Source organism: Pseudomonas sp. UM16 (assembly GCF_050312595.1).
Classification (GTDB): Bacteria; Pseudomonadota; Gammaproteobacteria; order Pseudomonadales; family Pseudomonadaceae; genus Aquipseudomonas.
The window spans coordinates 1-22,455 of the sequence record NZ_JBNPJT010000015.1; the positions used below are offsets into that span (position 1 = coordinate 1).

At 61.3% G+C, this 22,455-nt stretch carries 21 protein-coding genes and 1 pseudogene; 7 read left to right on the plus strand and 15 right to left on the minus strand.

All coding sequences use genetic code 11. From position 1 onward, the window contains the following. Positions 1 to 261, plus strand: a 261-nt coding sequence (locus tag ACQRAX_RS18265; protein WP_427867748.1) for a hypothetical protein, incomplete at its 5' end; no start/stop codon positions are given. 24 nt (positions 262 to 285) lie between these two features. Then, the gene (locus ACQRAX_RS18270; protein WP_412040809.1) at positions 286 to 1,365 is read left to right on the plus strand and encodes a zinc-binding dehydrogenase; all 1,080 of its coding nucleotides are present in this window, start codon (positions 286 to 288) and stop codon (positions 1,363 to 1,365) included. A gap of 28 nt (positions 1,366 to 1,393) precedes the next feature. On the opposite strand, the gene ACQRAX_RS18275 is transcribed toward ACQRAX_RS18270, so the two are convergent. The 3 genes from ACQRAX_RS18275 to ACQRAX_RS18285 are packed head-to-tail and all read right to left on the minus strand — an operon-like array spanning position 1,394 to position 4,677. Next, positions 1,394 to 2,335 carry a biotin/lipoyl-binding protein gene (locus ACQRAX_RS18275; protein ID WP_412040810.1) on the minus strand — a complete coding sequence of 314 codons (942 nt, stop codon included), beginning with the start codon at positions 2,333 to 2,335 and terminating at the stop codon, positions 1,394 to 1,396. Positions 2,336 to 2,339: 4 nt separating this feature from the next. After that, the gene (locus tag ACQRAX_RS18280) at positions 2,340 to 2,540 is read right to left on the minus strand and encodes a DUF1656 domain-containing protein (RefSeq protein WP_101293556.1); all 201 of its coding nucleotides are present in this window, start codon (positions 2,538 to 2,540) and stop codon (positions 2,340 to 2,342) included. Further along, complete coding sequence (locus tag ACQRAX_RS18285) at positions 2,530 to 4,677, minus strand: FUSC family protein (protein WP_412040811.1); 2,148 nt, start codon at positions 4,675 to 4,677, stop codon at positions 2,530 to 2,532. Before ACQRAX_RS18285 ends, ACQRAX_RS18280 begins: the two co-directional genes overlap by 11 nt. Before the next feature lie 448 nt (positions 4,678 to 5,125). On the opposite strand from ACQRAX_RS18285, the gene ACQRAX_RS18290 reads away from it, so the two are divergent. Beyond that, positions 5,126 to 5,833 (plus strand): MgtC/SapB family protein, encoded by a 708-nt coding sequence (locus ACQRAX_RS18290; protein WP_412040812.1) that lies wholly within the window; start codon positions 5,126 to 5,128, stop codon positions 5,831 to 5,833. On the opposite strand, the gene ACQRAX_RS18295 is transcribed toward ACQRAX_RS18290, so the two are convergent. Beyond that, the gene (locus ACQRAX_RS18295; RefSeq protein WP_412040813.1) at positions 5,830 to 6,045 is read right to left on the minus strand and encodes a hypothetical protein; all 216 of its coding nucleotides are present in this window, start codon (positions 6,043 to 6,045) and stop codon (positions 5,830 to 5,832) included. The two genes, ACQRAX_RS18290 and ACQRAX_RS18295, sit on opposite strands and share 4 nt — an antisense overlap. A gap of 192 nt (positions 6,046 to 6,237) precedes the next feature. Between ACQRAX_RS18295 and ACQRAX_RS18300 the strand changes: the two genes are divergently transcribed. Further along, on the plus strand, positions 6,238 to 7,149 hold the full coding sequence (locus ACQRAX_RS18300; protein WP_412040814.1) for a LysR family transcriptional regulator: 912 nt from the start codon (positions 6,238 to 6,240) through the stop codon (positions 7,147 to 7,149). Between the two features lie 76 nt (positions 7,150 to 7,225). Here the strand turns inward: ACQRAX_RS18300 and ACQRAX_RS18305 are convergent. The 8 genes and pseudogenes from ACQRAX_RS18305 to ACQRAX_RS18340 form a co-directional block, all read right to left on the minus strand. Then, positions 7,226 to 7,662 (minus strand): annotated as a pseudogene (locus tag ACQRAX_RS18305) (ABC transporter substrate-binding protein); the annotation flags it as partial. 71 nt (positions 7,663 to 7,733) lie between these two features. Next, entirely contained in the window at positions 7,734 to 9,116 is a 1,383-nt protein-coding gene (locus ACQRAX_RS18310) for an aspartate aminotransferase family protein (RefSeq protein WP_412040815.1), read from the minus strand. Then, entirely contained in the window at positions 9,113 to 10,552 is a 1,440-nt protein-coding gene (locus ACQRAX_RS18315) for an APC family permease (RefSeq protein WP_412040816.1), read from the minus strand. The genes ACQRAX_RS18310 and ACQRAX_RS18315 overlap by 4 nt, the downstream gene beginning before the upstream one ends. 96 nt (positions 10,553 to 10,648) lie before the next feature. Further along, a complete protein-coding gene (locus ACQRAX_RS18320) occupies positions 10,649 to 12,142 on the minus strand; it encodes an aldehyde dehydrogenase (RefSeq protein WP_412040817.1) in 1,494 nt (497 codons plus the stop codon). Between the two features lie 16 nt (positions 12,143 to 12,158). Further along, on the minus strand, positions 12,159 to 13,337 hold the full coding sequence (argE, locus tag ACQRAX_RS18325; RefSeq protein ID WP_412040818.1) for an acetylornithine deacetylase: 1,179 nt from the start codon (positions 13,335 to 13,337) through the stop codon (positions 12,159 to 12,161). After that, complete coding sequence (locus ACQRAX_RS18330) at positions 13,330 to 14,004, minus strand: DUF1028 domain-containing protein (protein WP_412040819.1); 675 nt, start codon at positions 14,002 to 14,004, stop codon at positions 13,330 to 13,332. Before ACQRAX_RS18330 ends, argE begins: the two co-directional genes overlap by 8 nt. Before the next feature lie 10 nt (positions 14,005 to 14,014). Beyond that, entirely contained in the window at positions 14,015 to 14,425 is a 411-nt protein-coding gene (locus ACQRAX_RS18335) for a RidA family protein (protein ID WP_003201555.1), read from the minus strand. Further along, positions 14,425 to 15,744 (minus strand): flavin-containing monooxygenase, encoded by a 1,320-nt coding sequence (locus ACQRAX_RS18340; RefSeq protein WP_412040820.1) that lies wholly within the window; start codon positions 15,742 to 15,744, stop codon positions 14,425 to 14,427. The genes ACQRAX_RS18335 and ACQRAX_RS18340 overlap by 1 nt, the downstream gene beginning before the upstream one ends. 264 nt (positions 15,745 to 16,008) lie before the next feature. On the opposite strand from ACQRAX_RS18340, the gene ACQRAX_RS18345 reads away from it, so the two are divergent. The 3 genes from ACQRAX_RS18345 (at position 16,009) to ACQRAX_RS18355 (ending at position 18,749) form a co-directional block, all read left to right on the plus strand. Continuing rightward, complete coding sequence (locus tag ACQRAX_RS18345; RefSeq protein WP_412040821.1) at positions 16,009 to 16,530, plus strand: GNAT family N-acetyltransferase; 522 nt, start codon at positions 16,009 to 16,011, stop codon at positions 16,528 to 16,530. A gap of 175 nt (positions 16,531 to 16,705) precedes the next feature. Further along, positions 16,706 to 17,773: a Rieske 2Fe-2S domain-containing protein gene (locus ACQRAX_RS18350; protein WP_412040822.1), complete on the plus strand. Its 1,068-nt coding sequence runs from the start codon at positions 16,706 to 16,708 to the stop codon at positions 17,771 to 17,773. 25 nt (positions 17,774 to 17,798) lie between these two features. Then, positions 17,799 to 18,749 (plus strand): PDR/VanB family oxidoreductase, encoded by a 951-nt coding sequence (locus ACQRAX_RS18355; protein ID WP_412040823.1) that lies wholly within the window; start codon positions 17,799 to 17,801, stop codon positions 18,747 to 18,749. 6 nt (positions 18,750 to 18,755) lie between these two features. Here ACQRAX_RS18355 and ACQRAX_RS18360 read toward each other — a convergent pair whose 3' ends face one another. The 3 genes from ACQRAX_RS18360 to ACQRAX_RS18370 form a co-directional block, all read right to left on the minus strand. After that, a complete protein-coding gene (locus ACQRAX_RS18360; protein ID WP_412040824.1) occupies positions 18,756 to 19,469 on the minus strand; it encodes a GntR family transcriptional regulator in 714 nt (237 codons plus the stop codon). Between the two features lie 120 nt (positions 19,470 to 19,589). Further along, the gene (locus ACQRAX_RS18365; protein WP_412040825.1) at positions 19,590 to 20,843 is read right to left on the minus strand and encodes an OprD family porin; all 1,254 of its coding nucleotides are present in this window, start codon (positions 20,841 to 20,843) and stop codon (positions 19,590 to 19,592) included. A 118-nt stretch (positions 20,844 to 20,961) separates the two neighbouring features. Next, positions 20,962 to 22,437 (minus strand): aldehyde dehydrogenase family protein, encoded by a 1,476-nt coding sequence (locus ACQRAX_RS18370; RefSeq protein WP_412040826.1) that lies wholly within the window; start codon positions 22,435 to 22,437, stop codon positions 20,962 to 20,964. Positions 22,438 to 22,455: the final 18 nt, after the last annotated feature.

Consider the following 22,455-nt stretch of genomic DNA (forward strand, 5'->3'; position numbering starts at 1 on the left):
GACTCCAGAAAGAAATCGGGAGCGCAGCATCGGGTTTCAGTTAGTCGCTTGGAATGTGGTCTTCATGGAGCGGATACGATCAATCAGTGGCTCGGCCGCCACGACGAAGTCACCCCGGACGTGATGTACATGTTTTCCCGCAGGGGTGGGATCTCCATCGACAAGGCCAGACGCCTGCTCGGCTACCAGCCCAAGGTCGCCCTGGAAGAAGGCCTGCGCCGGTCCAAAGCCTGGCTGAGCGAAACCGGGCAACTGAGCTGAACCTGCCTCTTAGGAGCCTGCCCCATGAAAGCAGTCGTAATGCGTAACCAAACGCTGGTCGTTGAACAGCTCACGGCACCTCAACCGGCCCACGGCCAGGTACTGGTGAAAACCCTGGCCTGTGGCATCTGCGGTTCTGACCTGCACATGTACCACCACTGTGAAAACGTGCTCAGCGGTTTTCGCAATGCCAACATCCCGGTGGCCTTTGACCCCAGACAGGGCTTGGTAATGGGCCACGAGTACTGCGCCGAGATTCTCGATCACGGCCCCGATTGCGATAAGAAGCTAAAGGTTGGCACGCGGGTCTGCGCCTTGCCATTTGTGATCAGCCCGACACGTTTCGAGCATATCGGCTTCTCCACCCCCTATCCCGGTGGCTATGGCGAGCAAATGGTGCTTGCCGAACCGATGCTGGTAGCGGTGCCAGGGGACTTGCCAGCGCCTATCGCGGCGTTGACCGAGCCCTTGACCGTGGCCGTACATGCGGTCAATCGCGCGCAACTGAGCGGTGAGGAAGTGCCGTTGGTGATCGGCTGCGGGCCAATTGGCCTGGCCGTGATTGCTGCGCTCAAGGCCAGAGGCGTGGGCCCAGTGATTGCCGCGGACTTTTCCCCGGCGCGGCGCGCCCTGGCAGAAAAGTTCGGTGCCGACCAGGTGGTCGATCCGGCCGTAAACTCGCCCTATGCGTCGTGGCTTCAGGTCGCCGCCCCGAGCGACTACGACATGCGCAGCCCTCTGGCGCTGCTGGGGCTGGGCCGGCAACCACGCCCCTGTGTGGTATTCGAATGCGTCGGCGTACCAGGCATGATCCAGCAGATGATTCAGCACGCACCGCCGCGCTCGCGCCTGATCGTAGTCGGCATGTGCATGCAGAGCGACCAGATAGAACCGCTGATGGCCTTGCCCAAGGAGCTCAATGTGCACTTTACCTTTGGCTATACGGCTGAAGAGTTCGTGCACACCCTGCACGCCCTGGCGGATGGCAGCCTCGATGCTGCCGCGATGATCACTGGCACGGTCGGCCTGGACGGCGTTGCCGATGCCTTTACTCAGTTGGCCCGCCCGGAGCAGCATGCCAAAGTAATGATCGTGCACGACTGAGCACGCCGGCAACGCTAACCTGACGGCCTCAATCACGCACCGTAACAGTGGCGGTAGTGCCGGCACGCAGCTGGTCTTTGCCGGCATAGTTGGGGTCGATCTGGATACGTACCGGGATGCGCTGGGCCAGTTTGACCCAGGTGTAGCTGGGGTTGACGTTGGCCAGCAGGCGGTTGCCCAGCGCATTTTCGCGATCGGTAATGGCGTAGGCAATGCTCTGCACCGTACCCTCGAAGCGTTCGCCACTCATCAAGGCAATATCGACGCGGCTGCCGGGATGAATCCGTGGCAGTTTGGTTTCTTCAAAGTAGCCACTGACATGGAACGAAGCGCTGTCAACCAGTGCCAGCAAGCCGATCCCGCTGTTGGCGTAGTCGCCCTGGCGGGTCAATAGATTGGTCACATAGCCACTGACCGGCGCATAGATGCGCGTGTGTTCAAGGTCCAGCTGAGCCTGGGTCAAAGCGGCTTCGGCGAGCTGGATATTGGCCAGGGCCAGGCTCAGGTCCGACTGCCCGCGCATCAGCTCGGCCTGGGCGACGGCGACATCAGTGTTGGACTTCTCCCATTCTTCACCGGAAATCGCAAAGCCTTGCTTCAGGGTGCGCCGCCGTTGTTCCTCACTTTGCCGTTGTTTGAGCAGCGCCTGGCTGGAAACGATCTGCGCGCGCGCCTGGCCTTCGCTGGCCTTGGACACTTCCACGGCCCGTCGCGCGTACTCCACCGCCAGGGCATAGCGCGCCGGGTCGATTTCCAGCAGCAGGTCGCCCTTGTTCACATGCTGGTTATCGTCCACATGCAAGGCGATGATGCGCCCGGAGACATCCGCCGAGAGTGTCACCACGTCAGCGCGCACCCGTGCATCGCGGGTCCAGGGATCACGGGTGTAATGCTCCCAGGCATACCAGCCAAGGAGCAGCGCCAGCAGCACAATTGCCAGGGTCGAGGCCTGGGCGACAACTTTTTTCACGGTTTCAGCTCCCCATGAACAGGATGATCAAGGCACAAATGCAGGTGTACAGCGCCCCTTCGAACAGCGCCGGGTGCCACACCCGCTGCATCACCCCCAGGCGCTGCAGCAGCCACAACAGTGCAAACAACAACGGCATGGCCAGCAACAGGGCCTGGGCAATCGGCGGCAAGTAGACGCCGCCCACCTCGAAATCAATGGGCAAGGGCTGGCGCTCCTTCAGTTGCGGGATCAAGGTAGCTGCTGTAATGGCGCAAGAAGCCGGCGATCACCAGCAGCGCGACACGGATACGAAACAGCGAACGCAGATCCTCGGCGGGGGCGCTGAACTGCTCGCTGTGCAAGGCGTCGAGCGCTTCACCCAGGGCCTGCAAGGTGTCAAGCAATGCCGCCAGTTGCACCCGCGTACGCCCGGCAACATAACGGCCGGTATCGCGCAGCACCTGCTCCAGGTGCACGCGGGTCTGCGGCCCGATCAGCGGGTTGTCGCGGCTTTGCTCCTGTAGCTGGCGCAACGCCACACCCAACGCCATGCAGGCCAGATTGACCTCAAATAGTGCCTTGGAACGGGCATCCTGAGTGGCTGGCAACAGGCCAAGGATCAACGTCAGGCGGTCAACCATGCGGCTCTCGAAGGCGAATTGGCGCTCATCGGAGGTTGGCCCTTTGAGCAGTGCATAGACCTGTTCGCGGGTCTCGCGAAACAGCCGCTCGATGCGCAGTTGCGGATTGAACGGGAATACCCAGGCATACACCAGCAACGACAGCACCCCGCCACAGACATAGGCACCAGCAAATTCGAACCACTGCATGGCCGTGTTCTGCCAGGCGCCAATGTTCTGCGGGCCAAACAGCAGAAAACTGGACAACCCCAGGCCCATACCAATGCCCGCCGTCATCGGCGTCGAAAGCCCGACCGCGACCACGTACAGCAACGGCAGCAGGAGCAGGAACAGCATTTCGACATCGACCACCTGAGGGATCAGCCAGAACTGATACAAGGCCGACACCACCAGGGCCAGGCCGAGGCCGCGCACGTAGTTTTGCGCAGCCATGAGCGGTCGTGGGAAGGTGGCCATCAGTGAGCACAGGATGCCAACAATGATCACCCCGGCACGGGCACCGTCCCATGCGGTCTCGATCCAGATTATGCCCGCGCAGAGCAAGGCGATGAACGCACGGCTGGCGTTCATCGCAGCCAGACGAAAGTCCAGGTGCAAAGGATTGGTGCGGGCCTGGCGATACCGGCAATCCCCTGCCCGACCCTCCTGAATCGCGTCACTGAGTTCGAGCATTTCACTCAATTGCTCCAACATCCGCGCCTGCTCCCAGCGCAAGGCCCACGCCAGCGAACGTAGCGTGGCTGGCATGTCACTCTGCAGTTGTTCCGCCTGCAGCGCGGCCTGATCAAAGCGTCGCTGCAAGGCACTGAAGTGCTCACGGACACTGGCTGGCATGGCCCTGCCCTGTTGTGCCAACTGATCGAGGAACGCCAGCTCGTCAGTGAGCAGGCGGTTGATGAAATCTGGATAAGCACCCTGCCAGCGCTCGGCGATCATCAGTTTCTGGTTGCGCAGCACGGTGAGCCTGGAGGTGAGCAACACCAGCTGATTGCCCAGCAGTTGCACCAGGCCGTTGGCACCGCGTAGGTGTGGCGCATCGAAATACAGGTGGCGGCGAAAGCTCTCCAGCGCGCTGATTTCGCCGAGGATCTGCATTTGCCGCTGACTGAAGGCGGCCGCCGTTTCTTCACCACGGATGGCTGCGGCGGCATGGCTGGCCATCAGCTTGATCAAGTTGTCGACCTTGGCAAAGTAACCGCGGGTCACCGCCTGCGGTCTGGCACTGAGTAAACTGACCACGCTCACGCAGGCCACCGCCAGCAGGGTTTCGGTGACCCGGGTGATGGCCAGCATCAAGGTATTGTCTTGTTCGGGGATAGCCAGCATGGCCACCACTACGGCGGTGAAGCCACTGAGCACGAAGGCATGGGAGCTTGTGTAGCGCAACAAAGTGCCACCGGCGGTACACAGAGCCAGCCACAGCGCCAGGGTAACAATGAATGGCAACGGCGCCTGGGGGAACAGCGCCATGATCAGGACTGCCACTGCGGCACCTATGGTGGTGCCCACCACTTGGGCAAAGCTGCGTTGCAGGGTCATGCCACCCAGCGGCTGACTGACGATAAACACGGCCATGATCGACCATTTGGGTTGGTCCAGGTCAAAGATGAAGGCCAGGTACAGGGTCAGCAAACAGGCGACAATGGTGCGCAGGGCGAAACGAAACGTGTCCGGCCCTGGGTGCAGAACCATCTTGAAATAGTTGATCAGTGGCTGCATACCGCTCCCTCGTCGCGCCGCGTTCATCACCTTAGCCACAATGACGGGCCGGCGGAAGCGGCGTTCACACACTACAGCGTTGCAAATCCGGAACAGTGGCGATCCAGGTGCTGTCGCAAGCAATTTTCATCAAAACAACCTTGACCTTGCTGCCATTGAACGTTAGTTTCCCGCCCGCATTTTTGCATGCCTATACAGGAGTCCTGCATTGGACAGTTGCCCTAGTCGATTGCGACAGGCTCATACGGCGCGCTAGTTCAGCAGACTCTTTCTGCCACTGCCTCGCCGTCTCTGGCGGTCAGTGGTGCCTCGCATCATTTTCCCTCCCGGCACGCCCAGCACCAACATTCGTGGCCTTGGCGTGTGACCCTGCGCAATCCATTTGTTCATCCCTGCATCGAAAAGCTTCGATGCCGTAGCGGCGTATGCCGTGGATTTGAGGTTTGTCATGGATTGGAAAGTATTTCTCCTGCGCGTTAGCGTCGCGCTTGTACTGGGCGCCCTGATCGGCGCCGAACGTCAACTGCGTCAGCGTCTGACTGGCCTGCGCACCAATGCCTTGGTCAGCACCGGTGCCTGCCTGTTTGTATTGATGACCCAGGCAGTGCCGGGCATGGTCGCTACCGATGCCTCACGCATTGCCGCGTACGTGGTCTCGGGCATTGGCTTTCTTGGCGGTGGCGTGATCATGCGCGATGGTTTGAACGTGCGTGGTCTGAACACCGCGGCCACGCTCTGGTGCACCGCCGCTATCGGTGTGCTGTGCAGCCTGGGCCTGCTGTTGGAGGCGACGCTGGGCAGCTGTGTGGTGTTGTGCGCCAACATTCTGCTGCGCGATATTGCTCAGCGCCTGAATCAACAGCAGGTGCTGCCCGCCAATGAGGCTGAACAGCGTTTTGAGGTGCGCATCATCTGCCGTGCCGAAGACGAGATCCAGGTACGCAGCCTGATGCTCCACGGTTTCAGCAATGGCGGCCTGCGCCTGCAGTCGCTGCACAGTGAAGACCTGGCCAACCCGGCCAAGCTTGAAGTGCGTGCCGAACTGCTGGGCAGCCCCGAGGCGCCAACCCAACTGGAACGCCTGGTCAGTCGGGTCAGCCTGGAAAAAGGCGTCAGCGCCGTGCGCTGGCAAGTGCAGGCGCTGACGGCTGACTAACGGCGCTCGTCCGACAACGGCGTGGGTTGATCAGCCTCCGGCAGGCGCTGGTCTTGATCCGGGGCATCGGGCAGTCGCTCGATGTCCTGAGGGTGCTCATGTCGTTGCGGGTCGCCGTCTACGTTAGGGTCAGTGACCGGATCGTGCTCACGTTGCGGGTTGTTCAGCGGATCCTTCCACAGCGGATCATCTTCAGGACGTGGGTGGCTCATGGCAATAACCTCTCAAAGCCGGCACGAAGAAAGCCGCACCGTATAGGTTCGAGCCAGGCCCCCTGCCCCCGGTGCCGTCGAGGCGATCAACGGCTGGGTAGCGTAAATATGCTCAATGCCCAGCAAAATCCGCTGCAGCACCCAGCACGCGAAGGGGTATCGTGTAGCAAAATAATCAGCCAGAGGTGCACTGTGGCGTCCTATACCTTGCGTCAGTTGAAGTATTTCGTCACCACCGTCGAGTGCGGCAGCGTCGCCGAGGCGTCGCGCAAGCTGTACATCGCGCAACCGTCAATTTCAACCGCAATCAAAGGCCTGGAAGACAGCTTCGGCGTGCAGCTGTTTATCCGTCATCATGCTCAAGGCGTATCCCTTACACCGGCTGGCGCACGGTTCTATCGCAAGGCCCAGGAACTGCTGCGCATGGCCCGTGAGTTCGAACAGAACGCCCTGGCCGACAATGACGTGGTCTGCGGGCAGATCGATATCGGCTGCTTCGAGACTGTTGCCCCACTCTACCTGCCACGCTTGATCAAAGGCTTTCATGAGCGCTTTCCTGGTGTTGAGATCCGTCTGCAGGACGGTGAGCAGCAGGAACTGGTGCAGGGCCTGACGGGTGGGCGTTTCGATCTGGCGATCTTTTACGATCACGACCTGGACAGCACCATCGAAACCGAAGCTTTGATGGCACCGCAACGGCCTTACGCGCTTTTGCCGGCGGGGCATCGTTTTGCTGAACAGACGCAGGTGTCGTTGCGGGATTTGGCGTTGGAACCGATGATTCTGCTCGATGTGCAGCCCAGCCGGACTTACTTCGTGAGTATCTTCGAGGAGTTGGGGCTGAGCCCGAACATTATCTTCAGCTCGCCGTCGATCGAGATGGTGCGCGGGATGGTCGGTCAAGGTTTTGGCTTTGCGGTGCTGGTCACTCGCCCGCAGACCACCAGCACCTATGATGGCCAAGCCTTGGTGTGTGTGGAACTGGCTGAAGATGTCACTGGCTCAGGGCTGGTGGCCGGGTGGTTGAAGCGTGCGCAGCTGACCAAGCCTGCGCAGTTGTTTGTCGATTACTGCAAGGAGCAGTTTGCGGCGTGGTTGAAATGACAGCGTGGGACCGCGTTGCGGGCCATCGCCGGCAAGGCCGACTCCTACCTGTAGGAACTGACCTTGGCAAAAAGCCTCAGCGCGCCGCCCAGCCGTTGAATCGCTTCTCCAGCTCCTCACCATGATCGACCCAGAACGCGGCATCCACCGCCTGCGCTTGGGCCAGGTTCGCCTGCGCCGTCGGCAGCTGCTGTTGCACCGCCTCAGGTAATAACTTCAACGCATCGCGATGCACCGGCCCATAAGGAACCTCCTCGGAGAACACCTTCTGCGCCTGCGGCTGACTGGCAAAGGCCGAGCTTGGCAAAACGCCCGGCTCACCCCTTGCGGGGTCGCCAACATCTGGTACAGCTGATCAGGCTTGACACCATCGGCGAGCAAAGCGATTTCCAGGGTGTACTTGGCGGCCTTGCCTAAGCCACGTTTACCGGGGTACTCGCTGATAGTCCAGGAGTCCGCCCACGAGGTCGGGGCCACCCCGCACTCGCTCAGGGTGCCCGGCACAAACTGCGCGGCACTGATATGGCCAACATCGACCATGGCAATGAGTGCCGGCTCGCCTGCACGAGCCGGTGTACGGGGGCTTACAACAGACCGTATTCGCGCGCAGTGCGGTCGACGGCGATACGGGTCTTGTCCACCAGCTCATCGAGCTCGGCTTTGCCTGCGACCAGGGCCGGCGCCATGATCATCCGGCCCAGGGTCGAACGGATGATCAGGCCTTCTTCAAAGCCGATGGTGCGGCAGCGCCAGGCCATGTCGTTTTCATTGGCAAAGCGTTTGCGGCTGGCTTTGTCTTCGGCAAATTGCAGCGCCGCCACCAGGCCAGTGCCCTGTACTTCGCCAATCAACGGGTGGTTGCCGAACACCTCACGCAGGCAGCGCTGCAGGTAGGGCCCGGTTTCCTGTTTGACCTGGGTGACGATGCCTTCGTCGCGCAGGGCCTTGAGGTTGGCAATCGCTACCGCCGCCGCCACCGGGTGACCGGAATAGGTCAGGCCGTGGGCGAACACCCCGCCCTGCTCCACCAGCGCCTGGGCCATGCGCTTGGACAAAATCAGCCCGCCCATGGGGATGTAGCCGCTGGTCAGACCTTTGGCGATCGACAGGGTGTCGGGCTCAAAACCGAAATGCTCGTGCGCAAACCATTCACCGGTTCGGCCAAAGCCGCCAATCACCTCATCGGCGCACAGCAGCACGTCGTACTGACGGCAGATGCGCTGAATTTCCGGCCAGTAGCTTTCTGGCGGGAAGATCATGCCGCCTGCGCCCTGGAACGGTTCGGCGACAAAGGCAGCGACGTTCTCGGCGCCCAGTTCGAGAATCTTTTCTTCCAGCTGGCGGGCGGCACGCAGGCCGAATTCGGCTGGGGTCAGGTCGCCTTCGTGGGCAAACCAGTAAGGTTCGTCGATGTGGGCGACATCCGGGATTACCCCGCCCATGTCATGCATGAACTTCATTCCGCCCAAGGCCGTGGCGCCCAGGGTCGAGCCGTGATAACCGTTCCAGCGGCCGATCATGATCTTCTTCTGCGCCTTGCCGAGGATCTGCCAGTAGCGGCGCACGGTACGGATCAGCACCTCGTTGGCCTCGGAGCCTGAGTTGGTGTAGATCGCGTGGCTGTAGTGACTCGGCAGCAGGCTGAACAGCAGCTCCGACAGCTCCACCACCGCCGGGTGGGTGGTGTGGAAGAACATGTTGTAGTACGGCAGCTGTTCAAGCTGTTTGCTGGCGGCGGCAGCCAAGTCTTTGCGCCCATAACCGAGGTTGGTGCACCACAGGCCCGACATGCCGTCCAGGTAGCGCTTGCCGTCGTTATCCCAGAGCGCCAGGCCTTCACCGCGCACGATCACCCGCGGGCCTTCCTCGTTCAGGGCCTTCTGGTCGAGAAACGCGTGAATGTGGTGCGCGGCATCCAGGGCTTGGTAATCACCGGTGCTGCGATCGGGTTTCACTTGAGCGGTCATTGCGAATCTCCTTGCGGGTTTTTATCGGTCGAGGTGCCCAGTACGGACGCCAGAGGTTCAGGCTGGAATAGCGGTTTGTGCATGACGCACTTGATCCACAGCACGGCGATGATCGACACCACCAGCAGCACCAGGCCGGCATAGGCGAAGATCGCGAAGGTCATCTCCGGGCTTGGCGAGACATGCCAGATCGCAAAGAGCATGCCGGCGATGCCAAACAGCTGCGGCAACGGATAGAACGGTGTGCGGAACGGCCGGGCGGCCTGCGGGTAGCGTCGACGTAAGGCAATTACGTTGATGTGGGTAATGATGTAGGCCAGCAACCAGGCCAGCGCGGCGGCCAACAACAGTTGGTTGATGGCATCGGGATGGTCATGCATCAGCAACAGCGGCAGGCCGGTGATGGCCGAGACGAACAGCACCGCCACCCACGGCGCACCGCTGCGCTTGCCCACACGTTTAAGCACGCCAAAGGCCTGGCCGTTGCGGGCCATGCCCAGCAGCATGCGCGGGATCGCCGCCAGCGAACTGTTGAGGGTACTGCACGTGGCCGTGATCGCTGCGGTGACCAGGAACACCTGACCCGCCTCGCCGAACACGGTGGTGGCGAACAGGTAATGCGGCAGGCCATTGCTGGCCAGCTCCGCCTGCGGCACGGTGAGCAACGCGCCCAGGCAATACAGGACAATGATCACGAAGATCACGGTCAGGCCAATCATCATCGAGCCGGGAATGTTGCGCTGCGGGCGGCGGGTTTCCTCCACCAGCGGGCAGACGAACTCGGCGCCGACAAAGCCCCATACCGCCATTGCCGTCAGGGCAATCACGCCCAAGCCCAGCGGGTTCCAACTGCCGACCTCGAACAAGCCGGGGTTGGGCGAGACGATATCGCTGTTCATCGCGCTCAGGCCCATCACCAGCAAAACCACTACCATGACCACCGCCAGTATCGTCTGCAGGCGGGCAAAGATGTCGATGTTGAACAGGTTGAGCACGGTGAACAGCGCCAGCACGCCCAGAGCCACGGTCAATGGCGGCATTGAGTGCGGGTAGACCTTGTCGATGATGAACTCCATCAACAGCAGCTCCGCCGAGAGCGCAAACATCGCCACGACCACATAGCCGGAAAAGGTCGCCAGGATCGCCGGGAATTGCCCGATGGCCACTTCCGTGTAACTGCTCAGGCTACCGGCGCGGGGGATCATCAAAGCCAGCTCGGAGAACGAGCAGGCGTAGCTCAAGGCCAACAACCAGGCCAGGGCCAGCGGTACGATAAAGCCTGGGCCGGCGATGCCGACACCTTGCAGCATCAGTACCATCACGCCCTGGGACACGACTAGGCCGATGGCCACCGCCAGCAGCGCGGTCAGGCCGAGTTTTTTGCTACTTGCAGGTGGCGCCAAAGCGCCGGTGGACACGCTTGCATTACTGCTCATTGGTTGCTCCGTTTTGTTTTTGTATTTTTCGATAACAGAGTGGGGCTGCTGTGCAGCCCATCGCCGGTAAGGCCGGCTCCCGCAATGGCGATTCCCTCAGCCGCGCAACTGAATCCAGGTGGTCTTGAGTTGCGTGTACTTGTCGAACGAATGCAGCGACAAATCCCGGCCAAAGCCCGATTGCTTGCCACCACCAAAGGGCACCGTGACATCCAGGGCATCGACGGTATTGACCGATACAGTTCCGGCATTCAGGCGCCGGGCCACACGGTGGGCACGGTTCAAATCGTCGGTCCACACCGATGCCGCCAGGCCGTAGATGTGATCGTTGGCCAAGGCAATAGCCTGCTCTTCGTCATCGAACACGCTGACTGCCAGCACCGGCCCGAAGACTTCTTCGCGGGCCAGGGCCATCTCGGCAGTGACACCGGTGAAAATCGTCGGCTCGATGAAATTGTTCGAACCGTCGACGCTCAGCCGGTGGCCGCCGCAGACCAACTGCGCGCCCTCGCCCTGGGCCTGTTCGATGTACTGCAAGATCCGTTGGGTTTGACGCGCATCAACGATGGCGCCGGCGCGGCTGGTCGGGTTCAGCGGATTGCCAGGTTGCCACTGGCGGGCCTTGTCGATCAGACGCTGAACGAACTCATCGGCAATCGAGCGCTGCACCAGCAATCGCGAATTGGCCGAACAGACTTCACCCTGGTTGAAGAAGATGCCGAAGGCAGCCTTTTCGGCGGCAAGGTCAAGGTCCTGACAATCGGCGAACACCAGGTTCGGGCTCTTGCCGCCACACTCCAGCCATACCTGCTTGAGATTCGACTGTGCCGCGTATTGCATGAAGTACTTGCCCACTTCGGTGGAGCCGGTGAACACCAGCGCATCAACATCCATATGTAAGCCCAGCGCACGCCCCGCTTCCTCGCCCAGACCTGGCACGACGTTGAGCACGCCTGCCGGGATACCCGCTTGCAGCGCAAGTTCGGCCAGGCGCAGTGCTGAGAACGGCGACTGCTCAGCCGGTTTGAGTACCACGCTGTTACCGGCGGCCAGGGCTGGGGCCAGTTTCCAGGCGGCCATGTCCAGCGGAAAGTTCCACGGCACCACGGCGCCAATCACCCCCAACGGCACCCGGCTAATGGTGGCCAGGACATTGCTGGCCGTCGGTGCCACCTGGTCATACAGCTTGTCGAGGCTTTCGCCGTACCAGGCAAACACCTGGGCGGCGCCGGGTACATCGATGTTCCAGGCATCCATTACCGGTTTGCCCATGCTCAACGAGTCGAGCAGCGCCAGCTCATCACGGTGTTCGAGCATCAGCTGCGACAGGCGCAGCAGCACCGCCTTGCGCTCGCTCGGGGCCATTTTTGCCCAAGGGCCGTGTTCGAATGCACGACGGGCACTGCTGACCGCCAGGTCGACTTCGGCCTGGCCACAGGCAACCACCCGGGCTAGCACGCCGTTGTTAGCCGGGTTGATTACCTCAAGCCGTGCATCGTTCTGCGCCTGGCAGGGCTTACCCTCGATCAATGCGGTATCGATCAGTCGTTGGTGCTTTGCCAGGGTTGTCCAGTGGTTGAAATCGGTCACTGCAGACTCCTTATTGTTATCGGGTGTTGGAGCATCCGGGGGTGGAGAGGTAGGCCGCGAGGCGATCCATCAAGTGGTCACATGCGACCATTTGCGCGACGCTGACGAATTCGTCGGGCTTATGCCCTTGCACCATGCTGCCGGGACCGCAGACCACCGCCGGGATGCCGGCCTGGTCAAACAAACCGCCTTCGGTGCCAAAGGCCACGGTGCTGAAATCGTCGCTGCCGCACAGTTGCGCAATCAGTTGCGCCGCGGCGCTTTCAGGCGCGGTGGCCAGGCTTGGGTAGGCGGAAATTGGCTCGAAGCGAATTGAGGTATCTGCCTTGATTGCCTGCATCGCCGGGAGCAGCGCCTGTTCGGCATAGGTTTGCAGCTCATCAAGCACCGCCTGCGGTTCGAACGCCGGCAAGGCACGCACTTCGAAGTCAAAGCGGCAATCCGCCGGAACGATGTTCAAAGCGGTGCCGCCTTGAATCACCCCGACCTGCACGGTGGAATACGCCGGATCAAAACGCCCATCATGGTGCTCTGGTGCGGCCAGACGCTGGCCAATCTCACCGAGGCGGCCAATCAGCCGCGCAGCCTGTTCGATGGCATTGACCCCGTAAGGGGCGTAGGCCGAATGACACGGCGCGCCGTGCACATGACAACGCATGGCCAGCTTGCCTTTGTGCCCGAGCACCGGTTTGAGCTCCGTCGGCTCGCCGATCAGGCACAAGGCCGGTTGCTCGACACGTAGTGGCAACACTTCAAGCAGCCTGCGTACACCCAGGCAACCGACCTCCTCGTCATACGAAAAGGCCAGGTGCACCGGTCGGCGCAGGGGGCTGGCAAGAAACACCGGCACGGCGGCCAGTACCGAGGCCAGGTAGCCTTTCATGTCTGCCGCGCCGCGCCCGTAGAGCTTGCCGTCGCGTTCACTGAGCACAAACGGTTCAACCGTCCAGGCTTGACCGTCCACCGGCACCACGTCGGTGTGCCCCGACAGCACCACACCGCCCGCCACCGCCGGGCCGATGCTGGCCAACAGATTGGCTTTACTGCGCTCGGCGTTGTAGATCAGCTCGCAGCTCACCCCAAGGCCCTGCAGGTAGTCACGCACGAACTCGATCAGTGCCAGGTTCGAGTCGCGACTGACCGTGGCAAAACCAATCAGCTTGGCCAGCAAGGCGCGGCTGCGCAGCTCACTCATCGCCCGGCACTCCGTAGCTCGGTGCCAGGGTCGGGTTCAGCGCACGGGTCAGGTAGTCCTGCAGTTGCGGCTCATAGGCGTTCCAGAGTTTTTGCAACTCGCCGATGGGGTTTTCCTCAGCCCAATCCACACGCAGATCGACGATCGGCCAAATCAGTTCGCCCACCACTGAAAGGGCTGCCGAATGCACCGCCCCCGCCTCCCCGCCTGCTGTCTGCCCGGCTTGCAGTGCACTGAGCAAACGCACCGCCAGGCAACCTTCGCTGCGCTCAAACGCGTCGACCATGCGTTCGATCACCGCGCTGTTGGCCAGCAGGTTACCCGCCGCCACACACTGCTCGCCTGCCAGGGCGTTGTGCGTGCCCAGGGTATGGTTGCCACTGAATACTGCGGTACGCCCCTGGGCATCGACGACCGCGACCTGGCGGTACTGGCTGTAACCATTGCGCGTTAGCGCATGATCCAGCGCCTGATTCGGCGTCAGCCCTTCACTCAGCGCATCAAGCACTTGCGGACCAAGGGCTGGCAAGGTGATGTTCTGGCTCGACACCGCGCCCACACCGGAGCGCAGCCACGGGCAACGGGCACCCACGGCGATGCTCGATGAACTGATGGCAATACCCAGTTGGCCGGTTTCGGCGCAGCGACCGACGATGGAGAAAGTCATGGCACGCTCCTTATTCGGGGATGACCGCAATCACGTCGATTTCCATCAGCCACTGCGGCTGGCCCAAGGCACTGACCACCAGGCCGGTAGAAATCGGGAACACGCCCTTAAGCCACTTGCCGACTTCCTGGTACACCGGTTCGCGGTAGCGCGGGTCAATCAGGTAGGTGGTGGTTTTGACGATGTGGCTCAGGTCACTGCCGGCCTCCTCCAGCAATTGCTTGACATTACGCATGGCCTGCTCGGCCTGCGCCCGCGGATCACCCAGGCCTACCAGCTGACCGTTGAAGTCAGTGCCCACCTGGCCGCGCACATACACGGTGTTGCCGGCACGTACTGCCTGGCACAGGTCGTTGTCCAGGGTCTGGTTCGGGTAGGTGTCTTTGGTGTTGAACATGCGGATGCGGGTATGAGTAGGCATCAACGGACTTCCATAAGGCTGGCTGATTGAAAGGTGGTCTGGGGAGCAGCGGCCTGGCGTTGCGAGGCATCCCGGTACTCGAAATAGGCGCGTTGTTTGATGATGTGCTCGGCGATATGCCGGGCGTCGTGCCACACACCCCAGATAAAGGCCGAGCCGCGACGGGCCAGCCAAGGCAGGCCGACAAAGTAGATACCCGGCTCGCTGGAGACGCCGCGCTGATGTTGTGGTTTGCCGTCAGGCTTGAAAGCGTTGACCTGCAACCAGTCGTAATCCACCGAGTAACCCGTGGCCCAGATGATCGTGGTGATGCCAGCCTTGGCCAGGTCCAGTTCGAGGATGGGCTGAGTGATGCAGTTCGGGTCCGGGAGCATGATCCGCGCTTGCGGCTCTGCCGGCAGGTCCAGGCCATTGCGGTCGATGTACTCATCGGCGGCATCGAGCAGCGCCAGGTAGTTTTCATCGCCACGCGCAATGTTCTCGGCCAGGTTGGCTTCAAAGCTCACCATACCGTTGTTAAAGGCTTTGGTCAGGCCAACGAGGGTCATGCCCTGCTGAGCCAGGCGACGGAAGTCGACGGTATGGCCACCGCGTGCGCCGCTGACAGCAATGGTTACGTGCTCCTTGCCGGGCTGCACGCCTTCGGCGTCCCACAGGCCAAGCACGCCCAGCCACCAGCAGAAGTCACGGTTACGGTACGCCCGTGGCGGACGGTCGTGAGCACCCACCGAAAGGTAGACCTGCTTGCCGACGCGCTGCAGCTCGTCAGCGATCTGCACACCGGAGGAACCAGCGCCGACCACCAGCACAGCGCCTTCGGCCAGTTGCTGAGGGTTGCGGTATTCGGCAGAGTGCATTTGCTTGACCTTGCCGCCAACCGGTGCAATTGCCGGAATCAGCGGGCGCTGAAATGGACCGGTGGCGACCACCACGTTGTTGGCTTCAATGACACCGTCTGAGGTCTCGATGGTGAAGCCCGGGCGACCGACGTTGCGCTGAACCTTGGTCACCTCGACACCGGTACGTACCGGTGCGTTGAATTTCTTTGCGTAGGCTTCAAAGTACTCGGCCACCTGATCTTTGGCGGCGAAGGCATCCGGATCCAGGCCGTCGAACTCAAGGCCGGGGAAGCGGTCGTGCCAGGCCGGGCCATTGGCAACCAGCGAATCCCAACGACCGGTGCGCCAGGCTTCAGCGATACGGTTGCGCTCTATCACCAGGTGCGGCACGCCGAGTCGGCTCAAGTGTTCACTCATGGCCACACCGGCTTGCCCGGCGCCCACTACAAGCGTGTCTATTGCTGTTTTATTATTTGTCATCGCTGCGCCCTACTGAGGTTTCCCACGCGGATGGCCGTGGGTGGGTGTAGGCCGCATTCTGTGTAAAGGCTGACAAAGGCGAAATTATGATTTTTGTCGTTGCTAGAGAGTAAAAAGCTTCGAGGCTGTACAACCCGCTAGATAGGCACCTGCGCAGGCTTTGCCAGTCAATCTACGCTGGATTTTGAGCACCTGTCTGAGCCGATTGCGAATCACCCGAGCATCAACCAAACTGCCCTGGTCTATCGCCAAACACCTCACACCATGCCATTTGCCATTCGCCTTGCCCGCCCGGAAGATGCTCCGCTGCTCCCTGACGTCGAACGCTCTGCAGCACACGCTTTTGTCAGCCAGAAAGGCTTGGCGTTTATCGCCAGCAGCCCGCCCCTCAGCGTTGAACAACATCTGACGTTCATTCTCCAGCAGCGCGAATGGCTGGCAGTGGATACCCAGGACCGCCCACTCGGGTTTCTCTGTGGTCAGGATTGCGGCGCGTATTGGCACATTGTTGAGTTGTCCGTGCAGCAGTCAGCACAGGGTCAGGGCCTGGGGCGACGCTTGATTAGCGAGGCGGCAGTCTGGGCTCGTGAGCAGGGTTTTGCCGGGCTCAGCCTGACCACCTTCGCTTCAGTGCCCTGGAATGCGCCGTTCTATGTACGGCTTGGGTTCAAGCAACTTGACCCGCCGCAGCTCGATGAGTTCTTGCAGCGCCAGCTCGCGGCCGAGGCGGCCGACGGTTTGCCTGATCGGTGTGCCATGCGTCTGGACTTTAAGGTAATGGACTGACCTGTCTGGAATGACCTGGCGCCAACAATGGATCCACTGAAAGTTAAAAATCGAAGACCCGTTCGATAATCGCCCAGCATCGCCAGCTAAAATCCTATACATCATTGACGGCAGCTATCCCCGGCATATTTAATGGATCCATTAAATAAAAACAAGCATTAGCCGGAGAGCCCTCATGTACCCCAAAAACACCTGGTATGTCGCCTGCACCGCTGACGAACTCACCGATAAGCCCCTGGGCCGACAAATCTGCGGCGAGAAGATTGCGTTCTACCGCGCCCAGGAAGGTCGCGTGGCGGCAGTCGAAGATTTTTGCCCGCACCGCGGTGCGCCACTGTCGTTGGGCTATGTCGAAAACGGCAACCTGGTGTGTGGCTATCACGGCCTGGTGATGGGCGGCGACGGCAAGACCGTAGAAATGCCTGGGCAACGGGTCAGAGGGTTTCCGTGCATCAAGCCCTACGCGGTGATCGAACGCTATGGCTTTATCTGGGTTTGGCCTGGCGATCAGGCGCAGGCCGATCCCGACCTGATTCCGCATCTGGAGTGGGCCGTCAACGACGAGTGGGCCTATGGTGGGGGACTGTTTCATATCGGCTGCGACTACCGCCTGATGATCGACAACTTGATGGACCTGACCCACGAAACCTACGTGCATGCCTCCAGCATCGGCCAGAAAGAGATCGACGAAGCACCACCGGTAACCACTGTCCACGGCGACGAAGTAGTAACGGCCCGTCACATGGAAAACATCATGGCCCCACCGTTCTGGCGCATGGCCCTGCGCGGCAACGGCCTGGCCGACGATGTGCCGGTCGACCGCTGGCAGATCTGCCGCTTCACCCCGCCAAGTCATGTGTTGATCGAAGTCGGCGTGGCCCACGCGGGTAAAGGCGGCTATCACGCCGAGCCGCAGCACAAGGCTTCAAGCATTGTGGTCGACTTCATCACCCCGGAGACCGACACCTCGATCTGGTACTTCTGGGGCATGGCGCGCAACTTCGCCGCCCAAGACCAGGCGCTCACCGAGAGTATCCGCGAGGGCCAGGGCAAGATCTTCAGCGAAGACCTGGAAATGCTCGAACGTCAGCAACAGAACTTGCTGGCCAACCCGCAGCGCAATCTGCTCAAGCTCAATATCGATGCGGGCGGTGTCCAGTCGCGTAAGGTGCTCGAGCGTTTGATTGCCAAGGAACGCACCCCCGAACCGCAGTTGATTGCCACCACCGTCACCCCGGCTTAATCCACCCATACTCCGAGGACCGAACATGATCGATGTCGTGGTGGTATCGCGTAACAATGAAGCGCAAGACATCTGCAGTTATGAACTGGCCGCGGTCGATGGCAGCCCATTGCCGACGTTTAGCGCCGGCGCGCATATCGACGTGCATTTGCCCGATGGCCTGATTCGTCAATACTCGCTGTGCAACCACCCAGAGGAACGCCACCGCTACCTGATCGGCGTGCTCAAGGACCCGGCTTCACGGGGTGGCTCGCGCAGCCTGCATGAACAGATCCACCGCGGTGCCCAACTGCGCATCAGTGAGCCGCGCAACCTGTTCCCGCTGGCACACGGTGCCCGACGCAGCCTGCTGTTTGCCGGCGGTATCGGCATCACTCCGATCCTGTGCATGGCCGAGCGCCTGGCCCATACCGGGGCGGACTTCGAGCTGCATTACTGCGCCCGCTCCAGCGAACGCGCCGCCTTTGTCGAGCGCATTCGCACTGCGCCCTTCGCCGACCGACTGTTCCTGCATTTCGATGAACAACCAGAGACCGCCCTGAACGCGACCCAGGTGCTGGCTAACCCGCAAGCTGATGTCCATCTGTATGTCTGTGGCCCCGGTGGCTTCATGCAACACGTGCTCGACAGTGCCAGGACGCTGGGCTGGCAAGAAGACTGCCTGCACCGTGAGTACTTCGCCGCCGCAGCGGTCGATAGCGGCAACGATGGCAGTTTTTCAGTTCAGGTTGCCAGCACTGGGCAGGTCTTCGAAGTACCTGCCGAGCAAAGTGTGGTGCAGGTTCTGGAGCGTCACGGCATAGAAATCGCTATGTCATGCGAGCAAGGCATTTGCGGCACCTGCCTGACCCGGGTGCTGGACGGTGTTCCGGAGCACCGCGACCTGTTCCTTACCGAAGAGGAACAAGCGCGCAACGACCAGTTCACACCGTGCTGCTCACGCTCGAAAACGCCGCTACTGGTCCTCGATATCTGAACCCGATCACGGCGAGGGTAGTATGACCTTCATGCGCTCGTCAGTGATTGCCACACCGAAGGTTTCGGCGTAACGCAAGGTGGCATTGGCGTGCTCGCGCATGATCGCTTCGGCACGGGCGCCCTGCCCGTTGACCAAGGCGTCGAACACCGAATGGTGCTGCATGTGCGCGTAATTGAAGCGTCGATATTCTCGCGCCAAGTCATGGCGATCCACCGCCAGCGCAGTGACCGAAGCGAACGGTAGATGGTCGTTACGCGCCAGCGCATCAGCAATCGCCGGGTTATGGCTACCTTCGACAATCACCTGGTGAAAGCGCATGTTGAGGTCGTGATAGGCCTCAAGGTCTTCCTCGGTGACAAAGCCTTTATCGAACAATTTATCGCCTTCATGCAGGCAGCGTTGGAGGGTTTCCCGTGCTTCTGGCGACAACCCACGCTCCGCGGTCTGGCGTGCGGCCAGGCCTTCGAGTACACCGCGCACCTCCACGGCACCGGCGATGTCATCGGCGCTGACCGAGCGCACCTGAAAGCCGCGCCCGCCAAAACGCACCAGCAACCCTTCCTGCTCCAGGGTGCGAAACGCCATGCGTACGGGCATGCGCGAAACGCCGAACAATTCGGCGGTAGGGATTTCCATCAGCCGCGCACCGGCGGCCAGCTCGCCTGAGGCGATCATCTTGCGCAACGCAACCAGTACCAATTGACCGGGCTTACTCATCCAGGCAGCTTCCAGAACACATGGACCGTCATACTACCGCAAGCAATAGCCGCTGACACAACGACGCAGTGGGGCCGGCAAGGCCGGCCCCACTGCGCAAAACCAGGAGGATAGGATGGCTTAGAACGACAGCGGATAACTGACAATCAAGCGCGTCTGGTCAAAGTCGCTATTGAAACTGCGCCGGTTGGTGGCGTTGTTCACCCGGATGCTGAGGCTCTTGAGCGTGCCACTCTGAACGGTGTAACCGAGTTCGGTATCACGCTCCCACTCCTTGCCGTTGCTGCCCGCTTTGGTGGTGGCATTGTCACCGTGACCATAGCGCACCATCGCCAACAAGCCAGGCACGCCCATGGCGGCAAAGTTGTAGTCGTAGCGCACCTGCCAGGAACGCTCGTCGGCGTTGCTGAAGTTACCGTTGAACATGTCGTTGCCCAAAGTCCGGCCACTGCTGCCGTACACTGACATCCACTGGCTGTCGCCACTGACTTTCTGCAACCCCAGGTACAGCGTGTGACCACCGTTCGCCGCCGACAGCAAGGCATAGCCGGTGCGGCTCTGAATGTCGCCAATGCGCGCCTGACCGTCTTCCTTGTCGATGAAGTAACCAAGGTTGGCGCCCAACACCCAATCACCCACCGGTTGCTTGTGCAGCACGTTGAAGTAGCTTTGCTGATAAATGTCTTCAAGCTGCGAATGCCAGGCACCGATCAGCGTGCGTTGCTGGTTGAAGCGGTACTCGGCACCGGCGTAATTGAACCCGTCGGACGTCACGCCCGGTGCGGCCCAAGCGGAAAGGTCCTGCATGTCTGACGAGTTGCGCAGGCTCACCTCGCGGTATTGGCCGGCCTGCAGGCTCAGGCCTGCGATTTCTCGCGAGTCGAGCATGGCGCCACGAAACGTCTGCGGCAGCAGGCGACCATCGTCGTAACGCAGCAGGGGAATGTCTGGCATCAGCTCACCGACTTTGAGTTCCGTGGCTGAAACGCGCATTCTGGCTGCCACCCCGGCGCGCCCGAAGTCATCTGCCGCGCGTCCGTCATCATGCACGGGCAGCAGTTCAGAACCGCTGACGTCACGGCTGCTGTCCAGCTTCACGCCAAACATGGCAATCGCATCCAGGCCGAAACCGACAACGCCCGGGGTGTAGCCCGAGCTGAATTTGAGGGTGAAGCCCTGGGCCCACTCTTCAACCTTGCTCTTGGCCGCACCTGGGTCGCGAAAGTCCCGATTGAAGTAATAATTGCGCAGCACCAGGTCCGTCTTGGCATCCTCGAAAAAACCGCCGTCCGCTGCCCAGGCGGGCAAGCTCAAGCCCAACGCCAAGGAGGCGGTGGCGACGGATCGCGCCAGGGTGCAAGGAGTGTGGTTCATTATTATTGTTCTCCGCTTTTCATGGGCGCAGCCGCCCCCAACAGGCCGCTCAGGGCCCGTCCATCAACAGCTGCGTAAAGGCCCGGCAAAGCCGGGCGACACTCAGTGACTCAGCGCATCAGAAGGGATACTGACGCGGTGAATGCTGCACGCTGATCCAGTGATCACGGGTGAATTCATCAATTGCCCAATCACCGTTGAAACGCCCGAGCCCGGAATTTTTCTCACCGCCAAACGGCGCGTTGGCCTCATCGTTGACCGGGATGTCGTTGATATGTGTCATGCCGGCACGCACCTGTCGGGCAAAGCGCACCGCGCGTTCCAGGTTGCGGCTGAACACTGCACTGGAGAGCCCGAACTCGCTGGCGTTGGCCAGCTCCAGGGCATGCGCCTCGTCGCGCGCTCGTATCAGCCCCACCAGGGGCCCGAATATTTCATTGCGGGCCAGGTCCATGTCGATCGTGACTTCGCCATACACATGCGGCGCCAGCAGGTTGCCGTCCACCCCACCCTCGTACAGCGGCTCGGCGCCCTCGTGACGGGCCAGAGCGATTTTCTCCTGCAAACCCTGCAACTGACGGGCATTGATCACCGGGCCAATCACCGTTTCCTGCAAGTTCGGATCACCCACCGCAAGGCCCTTGACCCGCTCGACAAAACGTTCGGCAAAGGCGTCGTAAAGGCGGTTATCGACAATGATGCGATTGACCGCCATGCAGATCTGCCCCTGGTGCAGGAACTTGCCAAACACCGCGGCGTTGACTGCCTGTTCGAGGTCGGCATCGTCCAACACTACGAAGGGGCTGTTGCCGCCCAGTTCCAGGGCGACGTGCTTGAGGTGTTCGCCGCCACTGGCGATACGGCCAATGCCACGCCCTACCGGGGTCGAACCGGTAAAGGTGATCAGCGACGGCATTTCATGTTCGACAAAGGCATCGCCGATCTCGCTGCCCGCACCGACCACCACGCTGAGCACACCCGCGGGCAGCCCGGCTTCTTCAAAAATCTTCGCCAGCAGCAGGCCACCGCACACCGGCGTGTCACTGGCAGGCTTGACCACCACGGCATTGCCCAGCGCCAACGCCGGGGCAATCGAGCGCTGCGTCAGGTGCAGGGGGAAGTTCCACGGGCTGATGACCCCCACTACACCCAGCGCGCTGCGATACACGCGGCTTTCCTTGCCGGGCACATTGGAGTCGACGATGCGCCCGTGGACCCGCGAGGGGAAGGAGGCTGACTCCAGGGCAATCGCCCGCGCCGCGCCCCATTCCAGTTGCGCCTTGAGCCGGGTGCTGCCGGACTCGCGAATGATCCAGTCGATGATTTCGTCGCGGCGCCGGTCGAACACCGCCACCACTTGATGCAACACCGCCGCTCTTGCCGCAGGGCCCAGCGCGGCCCACTGCGGCTGGACCCGCGCCGCTTCGCGGTACGCAGCATCGAGGTCGTCACGGTTGGCCTGGGGAATTTCCAGCAACACGGCATCATTGAACGGGTTCGTCACGCGCAGGGTTTTACCGGCAGCGCCGGCTCGCCATTGACCAGCAATTGGCTGCAGGTGAAGTTCACTGTAACGAGGGCAGGTATCAGACATGAAGCGCTCCTTGGACAG